We start from the raw sequence: 20302 nt of genomic DNA, 5'->3' as shown, positions 1-20302 counted from the left end.
CGATCATGTTTCGCACCCGAGCGGGCGAGGGGCGGGTGTGATTCACGCGTTGAAGCCCGCCACGCGCAGGGCGTGCACCAGGTCCCAGCGGTGTTCCTCCGAGACCCCTCGGGCCGTCTCCAGGAGCAGTGGGATGAGGCGGCGAGGGTCGGTGTGCGCGCAGCGTGCCGCGTCCTCCGGGGTGCGGACGCGGAGATACGAGTCGAGGAGCGCGCGGGCCTCCCGCTCCCGGCCCGCGTCGATCAGCGCGAGGATCGCCTCGGCGATCTCCGGTGCCGGGCGCGTGACGCCCTGCCGCAGCAGCTTCCGGCAGTCGTCCGCGCGACCCGCGCCCGCGAGTGCGTCCGCGAGGGCCACGAGGCGGTCGGGGGGCAACGAGGCGGCCTCCCAGAGGAGGGTGGCCCAGTCCGCGGCCAGGCCCGCGCGGTGCAGTTCCGCGGCGAGCGGCGGCAGGTCGTGGGGCGGCCGGGCCGCCGCCTCCACCAGTACGGCGTGGGCCTCGCCGGTGCGGCCCTCGCGGCGGAGGTGGAGCAGGGTCTGGACGGTCTGTGTGGTGTGGTCGGGCGTGGCGTGGTCGGGCGTGGCGTGGGGGGTGGGTGCTTCGGGGGTGGGTGCCTCGGGGGTCGGCGGTTCGTAGCGTGCGCCGCGAGGGGTGGGGGGCGTTGCGGGCGTGGGGGTGGGGGGTGCGGTGGGCTCCGTGTGCGTGTCCGTGTTCTGTAGGCCTGCGTAGCGGGCTCCCCGGGGGCGGCGGGGCTGTTCGGGATCGGGGTCGGCGTCGGGGCGGGGGTCTGTCGGAGTCGCGCCGGGGTTCGCCCAGGTGGGGCGGTCCGCCGACTCCAGGCGGGCCAGTCGCTCCTGGAGTTCCGCGCACCGGGCGGTCGCCCGCTCGTGGTCGTCGCGCACCCACGCGAGGTCGAGGCTGATGCGGTCGACGTCGTCGGGGGCGGTCGCCTCGGACAGCAGGCGGCTCAGGTCCGCCTCCCTCTCCAGGGCGAGCCGCTGCTCCGTGAGCATCATGTCGAGGCGGTCGCCGAGCAGCTCGCGGGCGCCGGGGCGGGAGTCGTACGCGGTGAGTGACGCGCGGTGCAGGGTGCGGGCCCTGTGGGTCTCGCGTTCGGCCTCGGGGATGCCTCGGTCGGCCGCGAGGTCGTGGAGCAGGGCCTGCACCACGTCCCAGGGCGGGACCTCTACGCCGTTCAGGCAGGCGCGCATGCCGTCCGGGTCGCGTTGCCAGAACACGCCGCACCAGCCGGTCGCCTGGTCCAGGCGTCCCAGCAGGTCCCTCAAATACCGCGCGAACTCCCCTACTTGGTCCGGGAGTTGTCCCACTGTCATCTGACCAGCACCGCCCCGTGGAGACTGGAGTCTTCCGGTCCGGAAGATAACACCAGACGTGTTACTGGACGACTACACGGAGTTTTCCGGTGGTTGTCCGGTTGCCTGGGGTGCGTTTTGGGGTGCGGGGCCGCGGGGGTATGTCCGTGCTCGCCATCTTGGCGCGGGCCTGCGGTTGCTCATCGGCTGGGCGTGACCGCCACTGTGCTCCGCGCGCACATACCCCCACGTCCCCTCGGGCGCGCTCGCGGCTGCGGGTCTGCCCTCCTACCTCGACTCCTTGATGCCGGATATCGGGTGAGTGGGTGGGAGACTTCCGCCGCGGAGCGGCGGGCAAGGGGACATCGCCGGGCAACGCCGCAGCCGTCACGCCGGGGCGAGCTCGCAGCGGAGGACGATTTCGTCCAGGGAGAGGTTCAGGACGGAGGCCAGCGCCGCCACCGTGAAGAGCGCCGGCGTCGGCGCCCGTCCCGTCTCGATCTTCCGGAGGGTCTCCGCGGAGAGCCCCGCCTCCGCGGCCACCGACACCATGCTCCGCGCCCCTCGCGCTTCGCGCAGCAGCTGCCCCAGCCGCTCGCCGCGCTCACGCTCTTCGGGGGTCAAGGGGGTACGAACCATGCGGCCATCGTACGACGCCCATTTAAATACCGGTATAGTAATGGGCATGGTGGAACTCAAGACTGATGAATCGATCGACGCGATGCGTGAGGCGGGTCGCGTCGTGGCGCAGGCGCTCACGGCTGCGCGCGAGGCCGCGGCCGTCGGCGTATCGCTGCTCGATCTGGACGCGATCGCGCACGATGTGCTCCGCGAGGCCGGCGCCTCCTCGCCCTTCCTCGGCTACCGGCCGCACTTCGCCCCGGTGCCCTTCCCCGCGGTCCTGTGCACCTCGGTGAACGACGCGATCGTGCACGGCGTCCCGACCGCCTACCGCCTGCGCGACGGCGACCTGGTCTCCATCGACTTCGGCGCCCAGCTCGGCGGCTGGGCCGGGGACTCGGCGGTCAGCTTCATCGTCGGCACCCCGCGCCCCGAGGACCTGCGCCTCATCGAGACGGCCGAGCACGCCCTGGCGGCGGGCATCGAGGCGGCGGTCGTCGGCAACCGCATCGGCGACATCGCCCATGCCATCGGCACCGTCTGCCGCAAGGCGGGCTACGGCATCCCCGAGGGGTTCGGCGGGCACGGCATCGGGCGCCGCATGCACGAGGACCCCGGCGTGCCGAACGAGGGCCGGCCCGGCCGGGGCATGCCTCTGCGGCCCGGCATGGTCCTGGCCATCGAGCCGATGGTGATCGCGGGTGGCGACGACCACTACCACCCCGCGCCCGACGGCTGGACGCTGCGGACGAACGACGGGAGTCGCGCGGCCCACGCCGAGCACACCGTGGCGATCACGCAGGACGGTCCCAGGATCCTCACGGCACTGTGACACCTCGGGGACACTCACTTACGTAGATCATTCGTACGATGCGTCGGTGAGACGAGAGATCATCGATTACGGACAGTTCGCGGAGCGGCTGCGGGTGCATCAGCAGGGGCGGGCGCGCTGGGAGTTGCTGGATGCCGTCCAGCGCGAGTGGGGGTATGAGGACCCCGGTGGCGAGCCCGGGCACTCACGGTGGGGCGGCGAGAACCAGAAGCACGGCATCGACTGGGAGCTGCCGGTCCCCGAGGCCCTGAACGAGTGGTGGGACTCGCCGCTCAACTCCTTCGCCTTCAAGCCCCGGCTGTACTGGGTGCACACCCAGTGGCCGCCCAAGATCTCCGAGCTCGAAGTCTCCCCCGACAGCGGGCTGTTGGCGGGCGGGAGCACCGATCATCGCGTATGTGTCTTCATGTCCGAGTATCACTACAGCCATGAGTGGGGCTATCTCGCGGCCGAGGCCGAACAGCCCGACCCGCGCGTCGTCGTCAGCGTCGGCGGCGCGTGGGTCGAGCAGAGCCGCTCGTTGTCCGAGTTCCTGATGCAGTTGGCCTTCGAGCGGATGCCCGCGCACTACGGCTGGACGCTGCGGGTCCGCCGGGCGGTCGTCGACGCCGACCCGCGGATCGTCGACCGGCTCCGGTCCTCCTACCGTGAACTGGGGCTCCTGCCGTGGCAGGAGATGGGCACCGACGCTCTCTCGTACGGCGCCCCGGACGCGGTCATACGGCACGGGCGCGGGCCCGGCGCCGACTTCGGGATCGTCATCAACGCCCGTACGCGCGACGCGCTCATCGCGGTCGCCGAGACCCTGGGCGTCGACTGGTCCGGGGACAAGGCGATCCGTCCGCCGAGCGAGGTGCCCCCGCCCCTGGAGGACCTCGGGCCTGTCTCGTTGGAGGAGGGCGCCGCCGACCCGCGAGGGCGCTGGACGGTCGTCTCGCGCGGCCCCGCCTCACCACCCTCCCTGCCCGGCGCAGCCGCCGCGCTCGTCCCCGGGTCCGCAGCCGTCCGGGCGGTGGCCGCCGACCAGGACGCGACGACCCTCGCGGCCGGTGACGCGGACGGCCAGGTGCACGTGCTGGAGACCGACGACGAGCACCCCGAGACCATCAGCCTGTCGCTGCATCGCGCCCCGGTGACCGCCCTCACCTGCCTGAAGCTGGACAGCGGCAGGCGCCTCGTACTGAGCGGCGACGAGCACGGCGTGATCCGCTACTGGAGCACCCGCCGCAAGCCCCTGCGCGCCCCCTTCGCCCGCCGTCGCACGCCCGTACGAGCCCTGGCCACCGCCCAGCTGGAGACCGGGCCCGCGCTCGCCGCCGCGTGGGCCGACGGCCTGGTCAGGGTCTGGGACCTCACGTCCGACGCGGTGGCCGCGCTGCGTCTTGGCACCGGCATCACCTTCCTCGGCCTCGACGCGGACGGCACCCTGCGCGTCACCGACGCCGACGGCACCTCCGTGCTCCGGCTGGGCCTGGCGAAGCTGTGGCCCCACCGCGATCTCCAGCTGCGCCTCGACGGTGTCGACTGGGGCTCGCTGTGGACCTCCCGCGGCCCGGGCCGCATGATCCCGGACCTGATCGGCAAGGTCGCCTCGGACGACAAGAAGACCGCCATGGACGCGGTGCACGACCTGTACCGGCTGCTGGTCTCCAAGGAGGCCTCCTCGACGGCGGCGGTCCCTGCGATCCCGTTCCTGGTCGAGCTGATGCAGGACCCGGACAATCTCTCGCGGAGCACCCTGCTGCTGCTCATCGCGGACCTCGCCGACGTCCGCCAGGCCCGCGGCGGCCGCGGTGACGCGCAGCTCGCCGCGGTCCGCGAGGCGCTGCCCGCCCTGCGGTATCTGCACGACGACCCGGAGTCCTCCATCCGCTGGGCCGCCAACGAACTGGAGCAGAACTGCGCGGCCTCGCCCGCCTGAGGGGTCTCACGTATACGAGACGTACGCGAGACCCCCCGGACGCGGCGGCTCACTCGGCGGGACGTACCACCATCGCCGAGCCGCCGCCCCTGCGCTCCTTCTCCGCCGCCGCGAGCCACTTGCCGCCCGGCAGCCGCTGGACGCCCGTCGCCGCGCCGATCTCGGGGTTCCGTTTGAAGGAGTGCCCGATCGACTCCAGGGAGGCGCGCAGCCGGCTGTCCCAGAGGCCCGGTTCCAGCTCGGTCTGCGCGGCGTTGCGCTGGCTCGCGCGCGGCGCGGCGATCGCGTCCACCAGTGGCAGGCCCCGGTCGACGAAGCCGGTGAGGGTCTGGAGGACGGTCGTGATGATGGTCGCGCCGCCCGGCGAACCGAGCGCCACCACCGGCTTGCCGTGCTTCAGCACGATGGTCGGCGCGATCGAGGAGCGCGGGCGCTTGCCCGGCCCCGGCAGGTTCGGGTCGTGCACCGCCGGGTCGGCGGGCGCGAAGGAGAAGTCCGTCAGTTCGTTGTTGAGGAGGAAGCCCCGGCCGGGGACCGTGATGCCGCTGCCGCCCGTGGACTCGATGGTCAGGGTGTAGGCGACGACGTTGCCCCACTTGTCGGCGGCCGTGAGGTGCGTGGTGTTCTCTCCCTCGTACGTCGTGGGGGCCGCCTTGTCCCCCGAGGCGCACGGCTTGGGATGGCGGGGGTCGCCGGGCGCGAGCGGGCTCTTGAGGACCGCGTCGTCCTTGATCAGGCACTCCCGCGTGTCCGCGAACCGCTGCTTGAGGAGTTCCTTCGCCGGTACGTCCTCGAAGGCGGGGTCGCCGACCCAGCGGCCCCGGTCGGCGAACGCGATGCGGCTGGCCTCGATGTACCGGTGCAGGTACTTCTTCTTCGACGCCTTGGAGAGGTCGGTGCGCTCCAGGATGTTCAGCGCCTCACCGACCGTGGTGCCGCCGGAGGACGAGGGGGCCATGGAGTAGACGTCGAGGCCGCGGTAGGTCGTCTTCGTGGGCTTCTGGCGCTTGACGTCGTAGGACGCGAGGTCCTTGAGGGAGAGGTCGCCGGGGCGGGCCACGCGGCCGGACGCCGGGTCGACGGGCGGCTTGTTGACGGTGCGCACGAAATCCTTGGCGAGCTTCCCGTGGTACAGCGCCCCTACGCCCTTGCGGCCCAGCTCGTCGTACGTGCGGGCCAGGTCGGGGTTCTTGAACGTGGAGCCGACCACGGGGAGCTTCCCGCCGGGCAGGAACAGCTTCGCCGAGGCGGGGAAGTCCCTGAACCGCTTCTCGTTCGCCTCGGTCTGGGAGCGGAAGGTCTCATCGACCGTGAAGCCGTCGCGGGCGAGGCGTTCGGCGGGCTTCAGGAGGGTGCCGAGCTTCTTGCTGCCCCAGGCGTCGAGCGCCGACTGCCAGGTCGCGGGCGTCCCGGGGGTGCCGACGCCGAGGCCGCTTGTGACCGCGTCCGCGAAGGGGATCGGCTTGCCGTTCTCCAGGAAGAGCCCGGCGTCCGCGGTGCGCGGGGCCGTCTCGCGGCCGTCGATGGTGCTCACCTTGCGGGTCTTGGCGTCGTAGTGGACGAAGTATCCGCCGCCGCCGACACCGGCCGAGTAGGGCTCGGTGACGCCGAGCGCGGCCGCGGTGGCGACGGCCGCGTCCACGGCGTTGCCGCCCTTGCGCAGCACCTCGATGCCCGCGGCCGAGGCGTCCGGGTCGACACTGGCGACCGCGCCGCCGTACCCGACGGCGACCGGCACCTTCGCCGGGCCCGGCGGGGTGTGTTCCGCTGAGCGCGTAGGCGAAGGGGGTGCGGCGGCACCGACCGACACCAATACCCCTCCGACCGCCAATAGCGTCAGATTACGTGCGACAGCGCGACGCATTCGTACCTCCAGTCAACAGCCGTCCGCGCAGCGTAACTTCGCGGCCCCCGCCGCGTCAGGACCCCCTCGAACGTGTCTCCGAGGTGGCGCTAGCATGCGCCCCCATGACTGAAGACGTGCGCAACCTCGTCCTCGGCCTGATCGCGGTCGGCCTCGGCGCCCTCCTTGGCTGGCTCGTCCGCAGCCAGTTGTGGAAGCGCAGGCTCCGTCGCAAGCAGGCGTTCTTCGGGCTGCCCGCCAACTCCGAGTCGCTGCTCGTGGTCAACCGCGACGCGGGCGGCGGCGAGCTGATGGTGGTGCGCCACGACGTGTTCGCGCTCCTGGAGCTCGCCGCGGTGATCAAGGAGTGCGGGGCGCACGCGCAGATCGTCGCGCACGACGCGGCCCGGCAGAGCTTCGGCGAGCGCACGGAGTTCTGCGTGGGAAGTCCGGTGGCGAACCGCCGCATGGCGGCGCACCTGCACTCGCTGCTCCCGGGCGTACGGGTGAACGCCGAGCCGGAGCCGACACCCGACCGCGGCGCGTTCCAGATCGGCGCCGAGCGCTACCGCCTGGAGGCGGGCCTCACGGAGTACGTGCTCCTCGCGCGGCTCACCGCCGACCAGGGCCAGGAGGCGAGACCCGTCTTCCTCCTCTGCGGGCAGCGCGCGGTCACCAGCCAGGCGGCCGGCCGCTACCTCGCGCGCCACCACGAGAAGCTCGCGCGCAAGTACGGCAACAACTCCTTCGTACTGCTGCTGAAGGTCGTCAATTCGCAGGCGTACGGGCCGGACGTCGTCGAACTCGTCGCGGACGTGACGCGCGCGGCCCAGACCCCCATCCCCACGCCGTCGGCCCGCACCTCTCATCGCGCGAAGTGACCGCGCCCTCACCGTGGGCCCACCTCGCCGGGGGCCTTCTGTGACCTAGCGGTCATTTTCCGGACATCAGGCAACCTGTCGGCCTCGTGTCCCCTCTCTCCGGGCAGCCCACATTCGCACGGAGGTACGTTTCCTTGTCCCCGCAGAGCTCTTCGAGCCGCCGACGCCCCCTTCGCACCCGCCACGCGGCGACCGCGGGAGTCGCGGTCCTTGCCGCCGCCCTGAGCGCCTGCTCGGGCGGCGGTGACTCGTCCGACGGCAAGGCCGCCGCCGAGAAGCCGAAGATCTCGGTGAACCTCACGGGGCAGCAGGCCAAGGCGGGCGGGCCGGTCACCGTGAAGCTGGCCGACGGCAAGCTGAAGCAGGTGACGGTCGCCGACGCCAAGGGCGCGAAGCTGCCCGGCAAGGTCTCGGCGAACGGCACCACCTGGAAGTCGCAGCGCGTGGCGGCGCCCGGTACCGCGTACCAGGTCGAGGCGGTCAGCGATCAGGGCGGCAGCGCGAAGGCGTCCTTCAAGACGGCCGCGCCCAAGCAGGTCAACAAGGTGACGCTCGCCCCGGGCAAGGGCACCACCGTCGGCATCGCCCAGCCCTTGTCGATCACCTTCGACCACCCGGTGCGGAACAAGGCCAAGGTCGAGAAGCAGCTGAAGGTGACGACCTCCGACGGCACCACCGGTTCCTGGGGCTGGATCAAGAACTACGACGGCAAGGACCGCGTCGACTGGCGCCCCAAGGAGTACTGGAAGTCCGGCACGAAGGTGAAGCTGGACGCGCGGCTCAACGGCATCGACTCCGGTGGCGGCGACTGGTTCGTCCGCGACTACGCCACCGGCTTCACGGTCGGCAAGAGCCAGGTCGTGAAGGTGAACCTGGACAGCAAGACGACGACGCTGGTGCGGGACGGCAAGACGGTCAAGTCGCTCCCGATGTCCGCGGGCACGCCCGGCGGCGAGAAGGCCTCCTGGGGCGGTACGTCCGTCCTGATGTCGAAGGAGGGCACGATCAACATGCGCTCCGAGACGGTCGGCCTCACCGGCAGCAACAGCTACGACAAGATGGTCGACTACTCGATGCGGCTGACCTGGTCGGGCATGTACGCGCACGCGGCGCCGTGGAACGCCTCGTACTTCGGCAACACCAACCACAGCTCCGGCTGCGTCGGCATGAGCACCGGCGACGCGGGCTGGCTCTACCGCGAGGCGCAGATAGGCGACCCCTTCGAGGTCACCGGCAGCGGCTCGAAGGGCACGCCGGACCCGGGCAACGGCTACGGCGAGTGGAACCTCTCCTGGTCGGACTGGCAGGCCAAGAGCGCGCTGAGCTGACGGTACGTCCGTCAACAATCGTTACCGGGGCGTAACTTACCGATGGGTTACCCCCGGTAAAGCCCTGCGGTTACCGTCGGGTCACTTTGCACCGTCCGAGTGAGGAGTGACCCGTGGGACTGCCGCACCGTGCTCACCATGCCTGGCGTACGACCACCGTGGGGGGTGTCTCGGCGGCCCTCGTCGCCGGCGCCGCCTTCGGTCTCGCCCCGGCGGCACAGGCGGCGCCCGCCGCCAAGCCGTCCGGCGCGAGCGCCACCGGCGTACGCTTCGTCGACATCCCCGGCGAGGGCGGCACGGTCCTCAAGGCCAACGTCTTCGCACCGAAGGACGCGGAGCCCGGCGCGAGATACCCCTCGATCGTGCTGCCCACCAGCTGGGCCATGCCCCAGATCGAGTACGTGGCACAGGCGCAGAAGCTCGCGAACGACGGCTATGTCGTGGTGAGTTACAACTCCCGCGGCTTCTGGCAGTCCGGCGGCGAGATCGAGACCGCGGGCCCCAAGGACATCGCCGACGCCTCCAAGGTCATCGACTGGACGCTGGCGAACACCCCGGCCGACCCGACGAAGGTCGGCATGGCGGGCGTCTCGTACGGCGCGGGCATCAGTCTGCTCGCCGCCGGGCACGACAAGCGGATCAAGGCCGTGGCCGCGCTGAGCGGCTGGGCCGACCTGATCGACTCCATCTACAGCGGGCGCACCCAGCACGTCCAGGCCGCCGCCCTGCTCGGCGGCGCGGGGGTGCTCACCGGTCGCCCGAGCGCCGAACTGCAGCAGACGCTCAAGGACTTCCTCGCCTCCAATCTGGACAAGGAGGACGAGATGATCGCCTGGGGCGCCAAGCGGTCCCCCGTGACCCATCTCGACCGGATCAACGAGAACGGCGCGGCCATCATGCTCGGCAACGCCTGGGGCGACACGCTCTTCCCGCCCAACCAGTACGCCGAGTTCTACGAGCGGCTGACCGGCCCCAAGCGCCTGGAGTTCCGCCCGGGCGACCACGCGACGGCGGAGGCGACGGGCCTGCTCGGTCTGCCCAACGACACCTGGACCTCCACCCGGCGCTGGTTCGACCACCACCTCAAGGGCGAGGCCAACGGCATCGACAAGGAGCAGCCCGTCCAGCTCAAGTCCCGGTCGACGGGCGGCTACGAGGGCTACCCGGACTGGAAGTCGGTCGGCCCCACCCGCAAGAAGATCGCCATGGCGGGGACCACCACGATCCGCACGAACGTCGACTCGGGCGCCAACGGCGGCATCGCGATCCTCTCCAACGCCCTGGACCAGTTCCTGAAGATCCCGCCGACGGCCTCCGTGCCGCTGCTGCCGCGCCGCTACACGGGCGTCTGGCAGTCGGAGCGGTACGCGTCGGACCAGCGGGTGCGCGGGACGGCGAAGCTGCACACCACGCTCACCAGCACCAAGGAGAGCGGCACCCTCGTCGCGTACCTCTACGACGTGGGCCCGCTCGGCCTCGGCAAGCTGGTCAGCAATGCGCCGTACACCTTCCACGGCAAGACGCCCGGCAAGCCGTTCGGCGTGGACCTGGAGCTGTTCTCCACGGCCTACGACGTACCGGCAGGCCACCGACTCGCCCTGGTCGTCGACACGGTCGACCCGCTGTACATCGAGCACAACCCGTCCGGCGCGCAGCTGACCTTCTCCTCACCGGCGGCGGACCCGAGTTACGTGTCCGTCCCCCTGCGCGAGCAGTGATCTCCGGCTGCTGCCGGGTGGGCCTGCTTCCGCCGCTACCGGCCCGGCAGCAGCGTCCCTGGTTCGGCCGGCGCGACTTCCGCGGCCTCCGTCTTGGGATTGCGCCGCTGACGCTTGGACACCCACTGGGCGAACCACGACAGCAGCATGCACATCCCGATGTAGATCGGTGAGATCACCATGACCACGGGGATGAAGGGCAAATCGTAGTCGAGGTTCGACGCGATCAGTTTCCCGGCATGGAGGAACTCCTCGTAGGTGATCAGAAAACCCAGCGAAGTGTCCTTCAGGGCCACCACCAGCTGGCTGATGATGGCGGGCAGCATGGCGCGCAGGGCCTGGGGCACGAGGACGTGGCTCATGACCTGGGTCTTGCGCATGCCGAGCGCGTAGGCGGCCTCCTTCTGACCGCGTTCCATGGAGTTGACGCCGGAGCGGAAGACCTCGGCGAGCACCGAGCCGTTGTAGAGCGTGAGCCCGGTGACGAGCGCGGGCAGCGGCTGCACCTTCAGCGCCACGAAGACGAAGAAGATCATCACCAGGACGGGCATCGCGCGGAAGAACTCCACGAGGAGCGTGGCCACCCAGCGCACCGGCCGATGGTCCGAGAGCCGCCCCATGGCCAGCAGTCCGCCGAGCGCGAGCGCGAGCACCGCGGAGATCGCGAAGGCCTTGAGCGTGTTGCCGAGGCCCCGCAGGAGCAGTTCCTGGATGCCCTTGTACTCGAAGGGCGTCCACTTGGTGGAGGTGAACTGGTCGGTGTCGAAGAGCAGGTACAGGATCCAGGCGACGAGCGCGAGCACGGCCAGGGTGGAGAACACTCCGTAGATCCTGTGCCGTCGCACGGTGTTCGGCCCCGGGATGTCGTACAGCGCGGTGGAGTCGTGGGCGAGGGCTTTCATCGGGCGACTCCCCAGCGCTTTTCGAGGATGTTGAAGATCGCGCTGATGGCGAGGGTGATGATCAGGTAGCCGATGGCGATCCAGACGAAGGTCCAGATGATGCTGTAGCCCAGCTCGTTGAGGGTCTTGTACGTGCCGAGCAGCTCGGTGACGCTGAACGCGCCGGCGATCGCGGAGTTCTTGGCGAGCGCGATGAGGTTGGAGCCGACCGGCGCGATGACGGAGCGGAAGGCCTGCGGCAGGACCACCTTCGACAGGGTCTGCCCGAAGGACATGCCGAGGCTGCGCGCCGCCTCGCCCTGTCCCTTGGGCACGGTGTTGATGCCGGATCTGAGCGCCTCGCAGATGAAGGCGGAGGTGTAGCAGCCGAGCGCGAGGACCGCGAACACCTTGAAGGGCAGCACGAGCCCGAAGCGCGGCAGGCCCAGCAGCACGGCGAAGAAGAGCAGGGTGAGCGGGGTGTTGCGCAGGACCGTCACCCACACCGTGCCGAAGGCCCGGAAGGAGCCGACGGGCGCGACCCGGAACGAGGCCATGAGGAAGCCGAGCACGAGCGCCAGGAGCGAGGCGTAGACGGTGAGTTCGACGGTGCCGAGGAAGCCGTCGCCGAACGTGGAGAAGTTGTCTGTCAGTACGTCCACGACGCCTCCTCAGTTCGCCGGGTAGCGGTCGATGGCGGGTGGCTCCGGCGCCGGGACCCCGGAGAGCCCGAGGGTGGCGTCGTAGGCCTTCTTCCAGTCGCCGTTCTGCTGGCGGGCGGCGAGGGCGTCGTCGACGGCGAACCGCAGCGCGTTGTCCCGCCTCGGCACCCCGATCCCGTACGGCTCCTCGGAGAACGGCTTGCCGACGACCTTGAGTTCGTCGGGCACCTTGGCCGCGTAGCCGATCAGGATCGCGTCGTCGGTGGTGACGGCGTCGACCTGATAGGTCAGCAGGTTGTCGACGCACACGGAGTACGTGTCGTACGCGACGAGGGTGGCCTTCGGGTAGTCCTGCTGGATGCGCTGGAAGGGGGTGGACCCGGCGGCCGAGCAGACGCGTTTGCCGTCCAGGTCCCCCGGGCCCTTGATGTCCTCCTCGTCGTGCCGCACGAGCAGGCCCTGGCCCGCCATGTAGTACGGGCCGCCGAAGCCGACGAGCTTCTTGCGGTTGTCGTTGATGGTGTAGGTGCCGACGTAGTAGTCGATCTGCCCGTTCTGGAGGGCGGTCTCGCGGTTGGCCGACGCGATGGTCTTGAACTCGATCTTCTTCGGGTCGAGGCCGAGCGATGCCGAGACCATCTTGGCGATCTCGATGTCGAAGCCCGAGTAGGTGCCGGTCGCCGGGTCCTTCTCGCCGAGGTAGGGCTGGTCCTCCTTGGCCCCCACGATGAAGCGGCCGCGGCCCTTGGCCTTGCGCCAGGTCCCCGACTCCGGCAGCTGGAAGCCGGTCGCCACCCGGTACTTGGGGAGTTTCTCGGCCGCGGGGCCCTTGGTCGGCGGGCTGCCGTCCTTGCCGCAGGCGGTGGCGACGAGCGCGGACAGGACGAGGGCGGCGAGGAGCCGGGCGGTGGGCATGGTGGGTTTCTTCACGAGCACGTCGCCCCCGTCAGTGCTTGAGGATCTTGGAGAGGAAGTCCCGGGCGCGCTCGCTCTCCGGGTGGGTGAAGAAGTCCTCGGGGGACCGGTCCTCGACGACGCGGCCGTCGGACATGAAGACGACGCGGTTGGCGGCGGAGCGGGCGAAGCCCATCTCGTGGGTGACGACGACCATCGTCATGCCGTCCCGGGCGAGCTGCTGCATGACCTCCAGGACCTCGTTGATCATCTCGGGGTCGAGGGCCGAGGTCGGCTCGTCGAAGAGCAGCGCCTTGGGGTCCATGGCCAGGGCGCGGGCGATGGCCACGCGCTGCTGCTGGCCGCCGGAGAGCTGCGCGGGGTACTTCTCGGCCTGCGTGGCCAGTCCCACGCGCTCCAGGAGTTCACGGGAGCGGTGGTCGGCCTCGTCCTTCTTGCGGCCGCGTACCTTCACCTGCGCCAGCGAGACGTTCTGGAGAACGGTCTTGTGCGCGAAGAGGTTGAAGGACTGGAAGACCATGCCCACTTCGGCGCGGAGCCTCGCGAGCGCCTTCCCTTCGTCCGGCAGCGGCTGCCCGTCGAGTCTGATCTCGCCGGACTGGATGGTCTCCAGCCTGTTGATCGTCCGGCACAGTGTTGACTTCCCCGACCCCGAGGGGCCGATGACCACGACCACCTCCCCCTTGCCGACGGTGAGGTTGATGTCCTGGAGGACATGCAGCTCCCCGTAGTACTTGTTCACATCGCGCAGTTCGATCAAAGGATCGACGGCCATGGCAAGACCTGCCCACTCTCAGCTGTGTACGTCCGCGCAAACTATCCACGTGAAAACGGGACTTACCGGACGACACGCTCGCGGGGGCATTAACCGTATTTGAGGCAATTCCAGATACGTTTCGACGGTCCCGCCGGTTACGTTTCGGCGGCCTCGGCGTAGATCTGCGACAGCTCGGGGGCGCCGTGCACCGCCCAGTCGAGCCCCGCCTGGACGACCGGGATGTCACGGCCGGAGCGGAGCCGCACGACGGGGCTGCCGCCGGGCCACACGTGCCAGGTCGCGCCCGGCACGGTCCGCACCACGATCGTGCCCAGGTACAGCCCCGCGTCGTTGCCGAGCCACGGCAGCAGCTCGGGGTCGTCGCGCCAGCGCGGCAGGAGCTGGTCGAGGGCGGTCAACGACGCCGGGGAGTCGTCCAGTTCGAGTCCCGCCGCGGCCGCCTGGGACCGCAGCAGCTCGCACTCGGACAGCAGCTCGGCCACGCCCCGCGGGTCCTCCCGGAAGGCCGCCGCCAGCCCCTCGCCGGCCGCGTCCGCCGCGGAGTGCCGTCTGCGCCACTTGTCGAGGAACGGAATGTTCATGGTCGGCCTCTCCATCGATGGCACCCGCCGGAGAGCGCGCCGGAACGCGCATGTCCGTATGCCCCGAATGTACCTTGCATCCACGGGACGGGACCGGTCGCTGCGGCCATCAGGACGACCCCTGGACCGGGGCCAGGTGACTCCGTCCGGAGCCCCTGACCGACCAGGTGAGTTCGCGCCGTGTTCACGCGCGACTCATTGACGCGCCTCTGACGCCTCCTTAGCTTCATGGCGCATCTGTCATCACGCGGGAGGGGACTGTCGTGCGCCGACGTATCCGGGGGGCGGCCGTGGCGCTCTGCCTCTGCGCGGGCCTCGCCCCCGCGGTCTCCGCCGAGGCGGCCACGCCCGGGCCCCGGCCGCCGCTCCCCCTGGAGCGGCTCTTCGACAACCGGGCGGTCAGCGACGACGCCCGGCCCGGCGCCGCGGACTTCGACGGTGCGGGCGGCTCCCTCTCGGCGCGGGACCTGCGGGCCGCGGGCTGGACTCCCGGACGCTCCCTCGGGGTTGACGGGGCGTGGCTGACCTGGCCGCGCACGGAGCCCGGCGAGCGGGACAACGTGCGGGTGAACGGCCAGTCAGTGCGGGTGCGCGGCCGCGGGGACGCCCTCGCGTTCCTGGTGGCGGGCACGGGCGGCGAGGCGAGCGGCACGGGGACGGTGCGCTACCGGGACGGCTCACGCGGCGGCTACCGGCTCACCGCACCGGACTGGCGTTCGGGTCCGCTCGCCACGAAGGCGGTCGCCCTGCCGCACATCAACACCCCCGGCGGGCAGCGCGCGGAGAAGGCACGCCTGTACGTGGTGACCGTGCCGCTGGTCCGGGGGCGCGAGGTGGCGTCGGTGGAGCTGCCGCGCGACCCCGGCGCCCCGGACCTGCACGTCTTCGCCCTGTCGGTGCGGGCGCAGACCAAGGGCTGGACCGGCAGCTGGGCGGCGTCGACCGCCGGGTACACGGCGGTCGGGCCCTGGAGCGACCGCACCCTGCGCCTCGTCGTGCACACCAGCACGGGTGGACCCCGGGTGCGCATCCGGCTCGACAACACCTTCGCGGCGGCTCCGGTGCGGATCGGCGGCGCCACCGTGGCGGTGCAGGCGGCCGGGGCAAAGGCAGCGGGCGAACCGCGGCGGCTCTCCTTCCGGGGCGAGGCCGGCACCGAGATCCCTGCCGGGGCCCAGGCCTTCAGCGACCCCCTCGACTTCGACGTGCCCGCCGACGCCAATCTGCTGGTGAGCTTCCACCTGCCGGGGCCCGTGGCGGCGGTGCCCGTGCACAGCCAGGCCATCCAGCGGTCGTACGTCAGCGGCCCCGGCGACCACGCGGCGGACGCCTCCCCGGCGGCGTACACCTCGACGATCACGACGTGGCCGCTGCTCACCGGGGTCGACGTGGGCGGCGGGCCCGGGTCCGTGGTGCTGCTCGGCGACTCGATCACCGACGGGGTGAAGTCGACGCCGGACACCGACCGCCGCTGGCCCAACGTCCTGGCCAGGCGCCTGCTGAACCAGTCCGACGTGCCGCGCTACGGCGTCCTCAACCACGGCATCTCGGCCAACCGCGTGGTCACCGACCGCTATCCCGGCGACGGTGTCTCCACCGACACCGGCGGCGTGAGCGCCCTGCACCGCCTGGACCGCGACGTCCTCGCCCAGACTTCGGCCCGCACGGTGGTGGTCTTCGAGGGGATCAACGACGTGCGCTGGGAAACCTCCGCGGACCAGGTGATCGCGGGCCTGCGGGAGATCTCGGAGCGGGCGCGGGCCCGTGGCCTGCGCGTGGTGGCGGCGACCATCGCGCCCTGCGAGGGCGAGTCGCTCTGCACGGCGGCGGCGAACGCCCGCCGGGAGACCGTCAACGCCTACCTCCGGGAGGGCGGCGACTTCGACGCCGTGCTCGACTTCGACGCGGTCCTGCGCGATCCCGCGCGCCCGGCGCGGATGCTGCCCGCCTACGACAGCGGGGACCATCTGCATCCGGGCGACGCGGGCCTCGCGGCGCTCGCGGACTCCGTGGACCTGCGGAAGCTGGTGCCCTGAACCGGGCCGGGGGCCTCAGAGCTCCAGGTCCACCACGACCGGGGCGTGATCGGATGCGCCCTTGCCCTTGCGCTCCTCGCGGTCCACGTAGGAATCGGTGACGGCCTTCGCGAAGGGTTCGTTGCCGTACACCAGGTCGATGCGCATGCCCTTGTTCTTGGGGAAGCAGAGCTGGCGGTAGTCCCAGTAGGTGTACGGGTGGTCGTACTTCAGGGGGCGCGGCACGATGTCCGACAGGCCGGTGCCACGCAGGTCGGCGAGGGCGGCGCGCTCGGCGGGGGTGACGTGCGTCGCGCCGACGAAGAGGGAGGGGTCCCAGACGTCGTCGTCGGTCGGCGCGACGTTGTAGTCGCCGAGGACGGCGAAGGGGCGCGAGCCCTTCGCGTCCCCGGCGACGGCGGCCTTCAGCGCCTCGAACCACTGGAGCTTGTAGGCGTAGTGGGCGTGGTCGACCTCGCGGCCGTTCGGCACGTACACCGACCAGAGGCGGACCGGGCCGCAGGTCGCGGAGATCGCGCGGGGCTCCTCCACGCCGTCGTAGCCGGGATCGCCCGGCAGGCCCCTGACGACGTCTTCGAGGCCGACCCTGGAGATCAACGCGACGCCGTTCCACCTGCCGGTCGCGTGGACCGCCGACTCGTAGCCCAGCTCGCGGAGCTCGGCGGCCGGGAAGCCCTCGGCCGTCGTCTTGGTCTCCTGGACGCACAGCACGTCCGTGCCGGTGCTCTCCAGCCAGGCCAAGAGCCTCGGGAGCCGAGCGGTGATCGAGTTCACGTTCCAGGTCGCAATGCGCATGCCCCACAACCTACCGGCCGCCACCGACAGTCAGAGTTCGGCCGTCTCCCCAGGGGTCAGCCGTAGGTGTTCGGCGCCGCCGAGGGCCCCGATCTGACGGTCGTAGATCGGCCGGGCGAGGTCGGTCAGCAGGGCGTCGTGGATGTCGTAGGCGCGCCGCGGCCTGACCTCTCGTACGTACTCGATGACCTCGGAGATCTTGTTCCAGGGCGCCATGACCGGGAGCATCAGCGTCTCCACGGGCTGGTCGGGAACGGTCAGCGCGTCACCGGGGTGGAAGACGGAGCCGTCGACGAGGTACCCCACGTTGGTGATGCGCGGGATGTCCGGGTGGATCACGGCGTGCAGCTCGCCGTGCACCTGGACGTCGAACCCGGCGGCGGTGAACGTGTCGCCGTGCCCGACGGTGTGCACGCGGCCCGGGAAGGCGGCCGAGAGCTGGTCCGCGACCGCCTTCAGGGTCCAGATCTCGGTGCCGGGGCGGGCCTCCATGGCCGCGCGCAGGTGTCCCTCGTCGAAGTGGTCGGGGTGCTCGTGGGTGACGAGGATGGCGTCGGCGCCGGCGGCGGCGTCGTCCTCGCTGAAGCCGCCCGGGTCGACGACGAGCGTGCGTCCGTCCTTTTCGAGACGCACGCACGCGTGGGACTTCTTCGTGAACGTCATGCGCTTCGCGCGCGTGGGAGCGTTGTCCGCGGGGGTCGTCATGCCAGTCATCCCCCCATCCTGCTACTCCGGCGGTGTGGTTTCCTCACGGATCACGGCCTGCGCGACCTTGAACGCGGAGTTCGCCGCGGGGACGCCGCAGTAGACGGCGGCCTGGAGCAGCACCTCCTTGATCTCGGCCGGGGTGAGGCCGTTGCGCAGCGCGGCGCGGGTGTGGAACGCCAGCTCGTCCAGGTGGCCGCCCGCGACGAGGGCCGTGAGGGTGACGCAGCTGCGGGAGCGGCGGTCCAGGCCGGGCCGGTTCCAGACCTCGCCCCAGGCGTAGCGGGTGATGAGCTCCTGGAAGTCGCCGGAGAAGTCGTCGGCCGCGGCCAGCGCACGGTCCACGTGAGCGTCGCCGAGGACCTCGCGGCGGACCTTCATGCCCGCCTCGTAGGGATCGTTCCGGACCGTCCCGACGACCGCCTCGGGCTGTACGGCGGCGGCGATCTCGGCCACGGCGGCCACCGGGGCCGTCGGAGTCATGGACTTCGGGGACAGGGCGGGCTTGACGGGCGGCGGTGTGATCGCCGCCTGGTGGGCCTCCTGCCAGGCCGTGGAGAAGTGGCGTACGAGCAGGTCGGTGACGGCGGCGGGCTGCTCGACGGGCGCGAGGTGCGAGGCGCCCGGCACGACGGCGAGCCGGGAGTCGGGTATGCCCGCGACGAGGGTGCGGGCCTCGCCCTGCCCGGTGACCTGGTCCTCGGAGCCGACGAGGACCAGCGTGGGGACGCCGATCCGGCCCAGTTCGGCGCGGACGTCGAAGGCGGCGAGGGCCTCGCAGGCCGCGATGTAGCACCCGGGGTCGGTGGTGCGCACCATCTGCACGGCCCAGTCGGTGATCGCGGGCTGCGCGGCGGCGAAGCCGGGCGTGAACCAGCGCTCGGGGGCGGAGCGGGCGATGGGGTCGAGGCCGTTGCTGCGGACGATCACGCCGCGCTGGCGGAACTCGTCGGCGGTGCCGAATCGCGGCGACGCGGCGATCAGGGCGAGCGAGGCGACCCGCTCCGGGTGCCGCAGCGCCAGCTCGGCGCCGATGGCACCGCCGAAGGCGCATCCCGCGTACCCGAAGCGCTGCACGCCCAGCTCGTCCAGCGTGGCCAGCAGCCGCTCGGCGAGCTCTCCGACGGAGCCGCACGGGTGGGCGGGGGCCCCGCCGTGCCCCGGCATGTCGAAGCGGAACACCCGCCAGTGGCGGGTCAGGTCGGGTATCTGCCGGTCCCACATGTGCCAGGTGGTACCGAGGGAGGCACCCAGGATCAGGACCGGGGCCTCTTCTGGCCCGTCAAAGCGGTATTGCAGGGTGTTCTTCGGCGTCTCACTCACCCGCCAGACCCTCTCATCAGTCACGACAGCCCCTATGAGCGGGGTACTGGCTGTAGCTGTTTGACCAGGTGGAAGACCTCTCGGGCCGCGTAGCGTTTGAGGCAACGGATGATTCCGCGCCGGGTCTTCCCCTCCTTGATCCGGCGCTCGTAGTAGTCCTTGGTACGTGGGTCGACCCGCAGTCGGGTGATGAGGTGTCGCCGTACGTTTCGCTTGCCTGGGGTTCTCCTCCCGCCTCGTTGAAGGCGTTCAGCGTCTTGACCACGGCCGCGCGCTGGTGTGCCGGAACGCGCTGGACGATGGCCGCGATCTCGTGACGGCGGTGCTCGGTGACGTCCCGGACGACGCGCTGGCCCTCCGGGGTCAGGCTCAGCACGATCTCCCGGCGACTGTCCTGGTTGACTTTGCGGTCCAGCAGCCCGGAGGCCCGGACGATCTGCTCCTTGTAGTAGGGCTCCGTAAGTCATTAGGTGGCTCGGGTGGGTCGGATGTGGCTGAGTAGGTGCCAGTAGTGGCTGGCGAGGATTGGCTGCCCGGTTCCTGGACGAGACCTGGACTTGGCCGATGAGGTTCAGCGGGCGGTGGGCAGCTCCGGAACGCCCGCCGTATCGCTGTCCCTAGGCTTTCCCGCATGGCGACGTGGGTCTGGCCGTATGGTGGGGTCACATGCGGTGGGGCGTGCGGGGAGGTGGGGGTGCCTGTGCGAGGTCATCGGCGCGTGGTCCTGGTCGTGACCGTGCTGGTCCTGGCGGTCTTCGCTGGTGCGCTATCGCTGCTGAGCTGGGACGGGGCGAACCAGGTGGCTGGGGTGGTCTCGGCGGTGGTCGGAGTGGCCGCCCTCGGGGTCGGCGTCTGCGCGCTGCTAGGCCCGTCCGGGAGCGCGTCCGTACAGGTTTCCAGGACCGGACGTGCTACGGCCGCCGGCGGCGGGGACGCCAATACGGGTGCCGTCGCCTCTTCGTCCGCCGGTGTGATCGCTGTTGAGGAGACTGGTGACGCGCGGGCGGACGGCGGCAGTGCGAACACCGGTTATCAGCGGCGGGACTAGGCGCATCCGTGTTCTTCCGCAGACGCGCCGCGGTACGCAAGTCGGGTGGTTCCTCCGCTGAGGGAGCTGGAGCCTTCGCCAACAGCGGCGTAATGATTGACAGCTCTGTGCAGGTGGTCG

18 protein-coding genes are annotated in these 20302 nt (G+C 71.0%); 7 read left to right on the top strand and 11 right to left on the bottom strand.

Features of this window, described 5'->3' with window-relative positions; translation table 11 throughout:
• Positions 1–42: 42 nt before the first annotated feature.
• Positions 43–1335 (bottom strand): hypothetical protein, encoded by a 1293-nt coding sequence (locus ACF062_RS10050; protein ID WP_392137270.1) that lies wholly within the window; start codon positions 1333–1335, stop codon positions 43–45.
• Positions 1336–1701: 366 nt separating this feature from the next.
• Positions 1702–1953: a helix-turn-helix transcriptional regulator gene (locus ACF062_RS10045; protein WP_356571444.1), complete on the bottom strand. Its 252-nt coding sequence runs from the start codon at positions 1951–1953 to the stop codon at positions 1702–1704.
• Positions 1954–1999: 46 nt separating this feature from the next.
• Here ACF062_RS10045 and map point away from each other — a divergent pair, with 46 nt between their 5' ends.
• Entirely contained in the window at positions 2000–2767 is a 768-nt protein-coding gene (gene map, locus ACF062_RS10040; RefSeq protein WP_392137269.1) for a type I methionyl aminopeptidase, read from the top strand.
• A gap of 46 nt (positions 2768–2813) precedes the next feature.
• Positions 2814–4688, top strand: a complete 1875-nt coding sequence (locus ACF062_RS10035) for a WD40 repeat domain-containing protein (RefSeq protein ID WP_392137268.1) — start codon at positions 2814–2816, stop codon at positions 4686–4688.
• A 49-nt stretch (positions 4689–4737) separates the two neighbouring features.
• Here ACF062_RS10035 and ggt read toward each other — a convergent pair whose 3' ends face one another.
• A complete protein-coding gene (gene ggt / locus ACF062_RS10030) occupies positions 4738–6552 on the bottom strand; it encodes a gamma-glutamyltransferase (RefSeq protein ID WP_392137267.1) in 1815 nt (604 codons plus the stop codon).
• A gap of 104 nt (positions 6553–6656) precedes the next feature.
• Between ggt and ACF062_RS10025 the strand changes: the two genes are divergently transcribed.
• The 3 genes from ACF062_RS10025 to ACF062_RS10015 all read left to right on the top strand — a co-directional run bounded on the left by ACF062_RS10025 (position 6657) and on the right by ACF062_RS10015 (position 10458).
• On the top strand, positions 6657–7412 hold the full coding sequence (locus ACF062_RS10025; RefSeq protein WP_392137266.1) for a hypothetical protein: 756 nt from the start codon (positions 6657–6659) through the stop codon (positions 7410–7412).
• Between the two features lie 134 nt (positions 7413–7546).
• Positions 7547–8740, top strand: a complete 1194-nt coding sequence (locus ACF062_RS10020; protein WP_392137265.1) for an Ig-like domain-containing protein — start codon at positions 7547–7549, stop codon at positions 8738–8740.
• Between the two features lie 113 nt (positions 8741–8853).
• Positions 8854–10458 carry a CocE/NonD family hydrolase gene (locus ACF062_RS10015; RefSeq protein WP_392137264.1) on the top strand — a complete coding sequence of 535 codons (1605 nt, stop codon included), beginning with the start codon at positions 8854–8856 and terminating at the stop codon, positions 10456–10458.
• 35 nt (positions 10459–10493) lie between these two features.
• Here ACF062_RS10015 and ACF062_RS10010 read toward each other — a convergent pair whose 3' ends face one another.
• From ACF062_RS10010 to ACF062_RS09990, 5 genes are all read right to left on the bottom strand, one after another.
• Positions 10494–11360: an amino acid ABC transporter permease gene (locus tag ACF062_RS10010; RefSeq protein ID WP_392137263.1), complete on the bottom strand. Its 867-nt coding sequence runs from the start codon at positions 11358–11360 to the stop codon at positions 10494–10496.
• The gene (locus ACF062_RS10005; RefSeq protein WP_223777767.1) at positions 11357–12001 is read right to left on the bottom strand and encodes an amino acid ABC transporter permease; all 645 of its coding nucleotides are present in this window, start codon (positions 11999–12001) and stop codon (positions 11357–11359) included. The genes ACF062_RS10010 and ACF062_RS10005 overlap by 4 nt, the downstream gene beginning before the upstream one ends.
• 9 nt (positions 12002–12010) lie before the next feature.
• Complete coding sequence (locus ACF062_RS10000) at positions 12011–12916, bottom strand: glutamate ABC transporter substrate-binding protein (protein WP_392137262.1); 906 nt, start codon at positions 12914–12916, stop codon at positions 12011–12013.
• Between the two features lie 31 nt (positions 12917–12947).
• A complete protein-coding gene (locus ACF062_RS09995) occupies positions 12948–13691 on the bottom strand; it encodes an amino acid ABC transporter ATP-binding protein (RefSeq protein ID WP_223777765.1) in 744 nt (247 codons plus the stop codon).
• A gap of 137 nt (positions 13692–13828) precedes the next feature.
• Positions 13829–14275 carry a DUF6278 family protein gene (locus ACF062_RS09990; RefSeq protein ID WP_392137261.1) on the bottom strand — a complete coding sequence of 149 codons (447 nt, stop codon included), beginning with the start codon at positions 14273–14275 and terminating at the stop codon, positions 13829–13831.
• Positions 14276–14538: 263 nt separating this feature from the next.
• Here ACF062_RS09990 and ACF062_RS09985 point away from each other — a divergent pair, with 263 nt between their 5' ends.
• Positions 14539–16311 carry an SGNH/GDSL hydrolase family protein gene (locus ACF062_RS09985; RefSeq protein ID WP_392137260.1) on the top strand — a complete coding sequence of 591 codons (1773 nt, stop codon included), beginning with the start codon at positions 14539–14541 and terminating at the stop codon, positions 16309–16311.
• A 15-nt stretch (positions 16312–16326) separates the two neighbouring features.
• Here the strand turns inward: ACF062_RS09985 and ACF062_RS09980 are convergent, their stop codons facing one another.
• The 3 genes from ACF062_RS09980 to pcaC all read right to left on the bottom strand — a co-directional run bounded on the left by ACF062_RS09980 (position 16327) and on the right by pcaC (position 19134).
• Positions 16327–17106 carry an exodeoxyribonuclease III gene (locus tag ACF062_RS09980; protein ID WP_356571467.1) on the bottom strand — a complete coding sequence of 260 codons (780 nt, stop codon included), beginning with the start codon at positions 17104–17106 and terminating at the stop codon, positions 16327–16329.
• A 30-nt stretch (positions 17107–17136) separates the two neighbouring features.
• Entirely contained in the window at positions 17137–17769 is a 633-nt protein-coding gene (locus ACF062_RS09975) for an MBL fold metallo-hydrolase (protein ID WP_392137701.1), read from the bottom strand.
• A gap of 63 nt (positions 17770–17832) precedes the next feature.
• Entirely contained in the window at positions 17833–19134 is a 1302-nt protein-coding gene (gene pcaC, locus ACF062_RS09970; RefSeq protein WP_392137700.1) for a 4-carboxymuconolactone decarboxylase, read from the bottom strand.
• 700 nt (positions 19135–19834) lie between these two features.
• Here pcaC and ACF062_RS09965 point away from each other — a divergent pair.
• Positions 19835–20182: a hypothetical protein gene (locus ACF062_RS09965; RefSeq protein ID WP_392137259.1), complete on the top strand. Its 348-nt coding sequence runs from the start codon at positions 19835–19837 to the stop codon at positions 20180–20182.
• Positions 20183–20302: the final 120 nt, after the last annotated feature.

Origin of the sequence: Streptomyces sp. NPDC015345, from assembly GCF_043078805.1 — a bacterium.
Classification (GTDB): domain Bacteria; phylum Actinomycetota; class Actinomycetes; order Streptomycetales; family Streptomycetaceae; genus Streptomyces.
The sequence above is the reverse complement of the archived record's forward strand: the minus strand, read 5'-3'. Positions and strand labels throughout refer to the sequence as shown.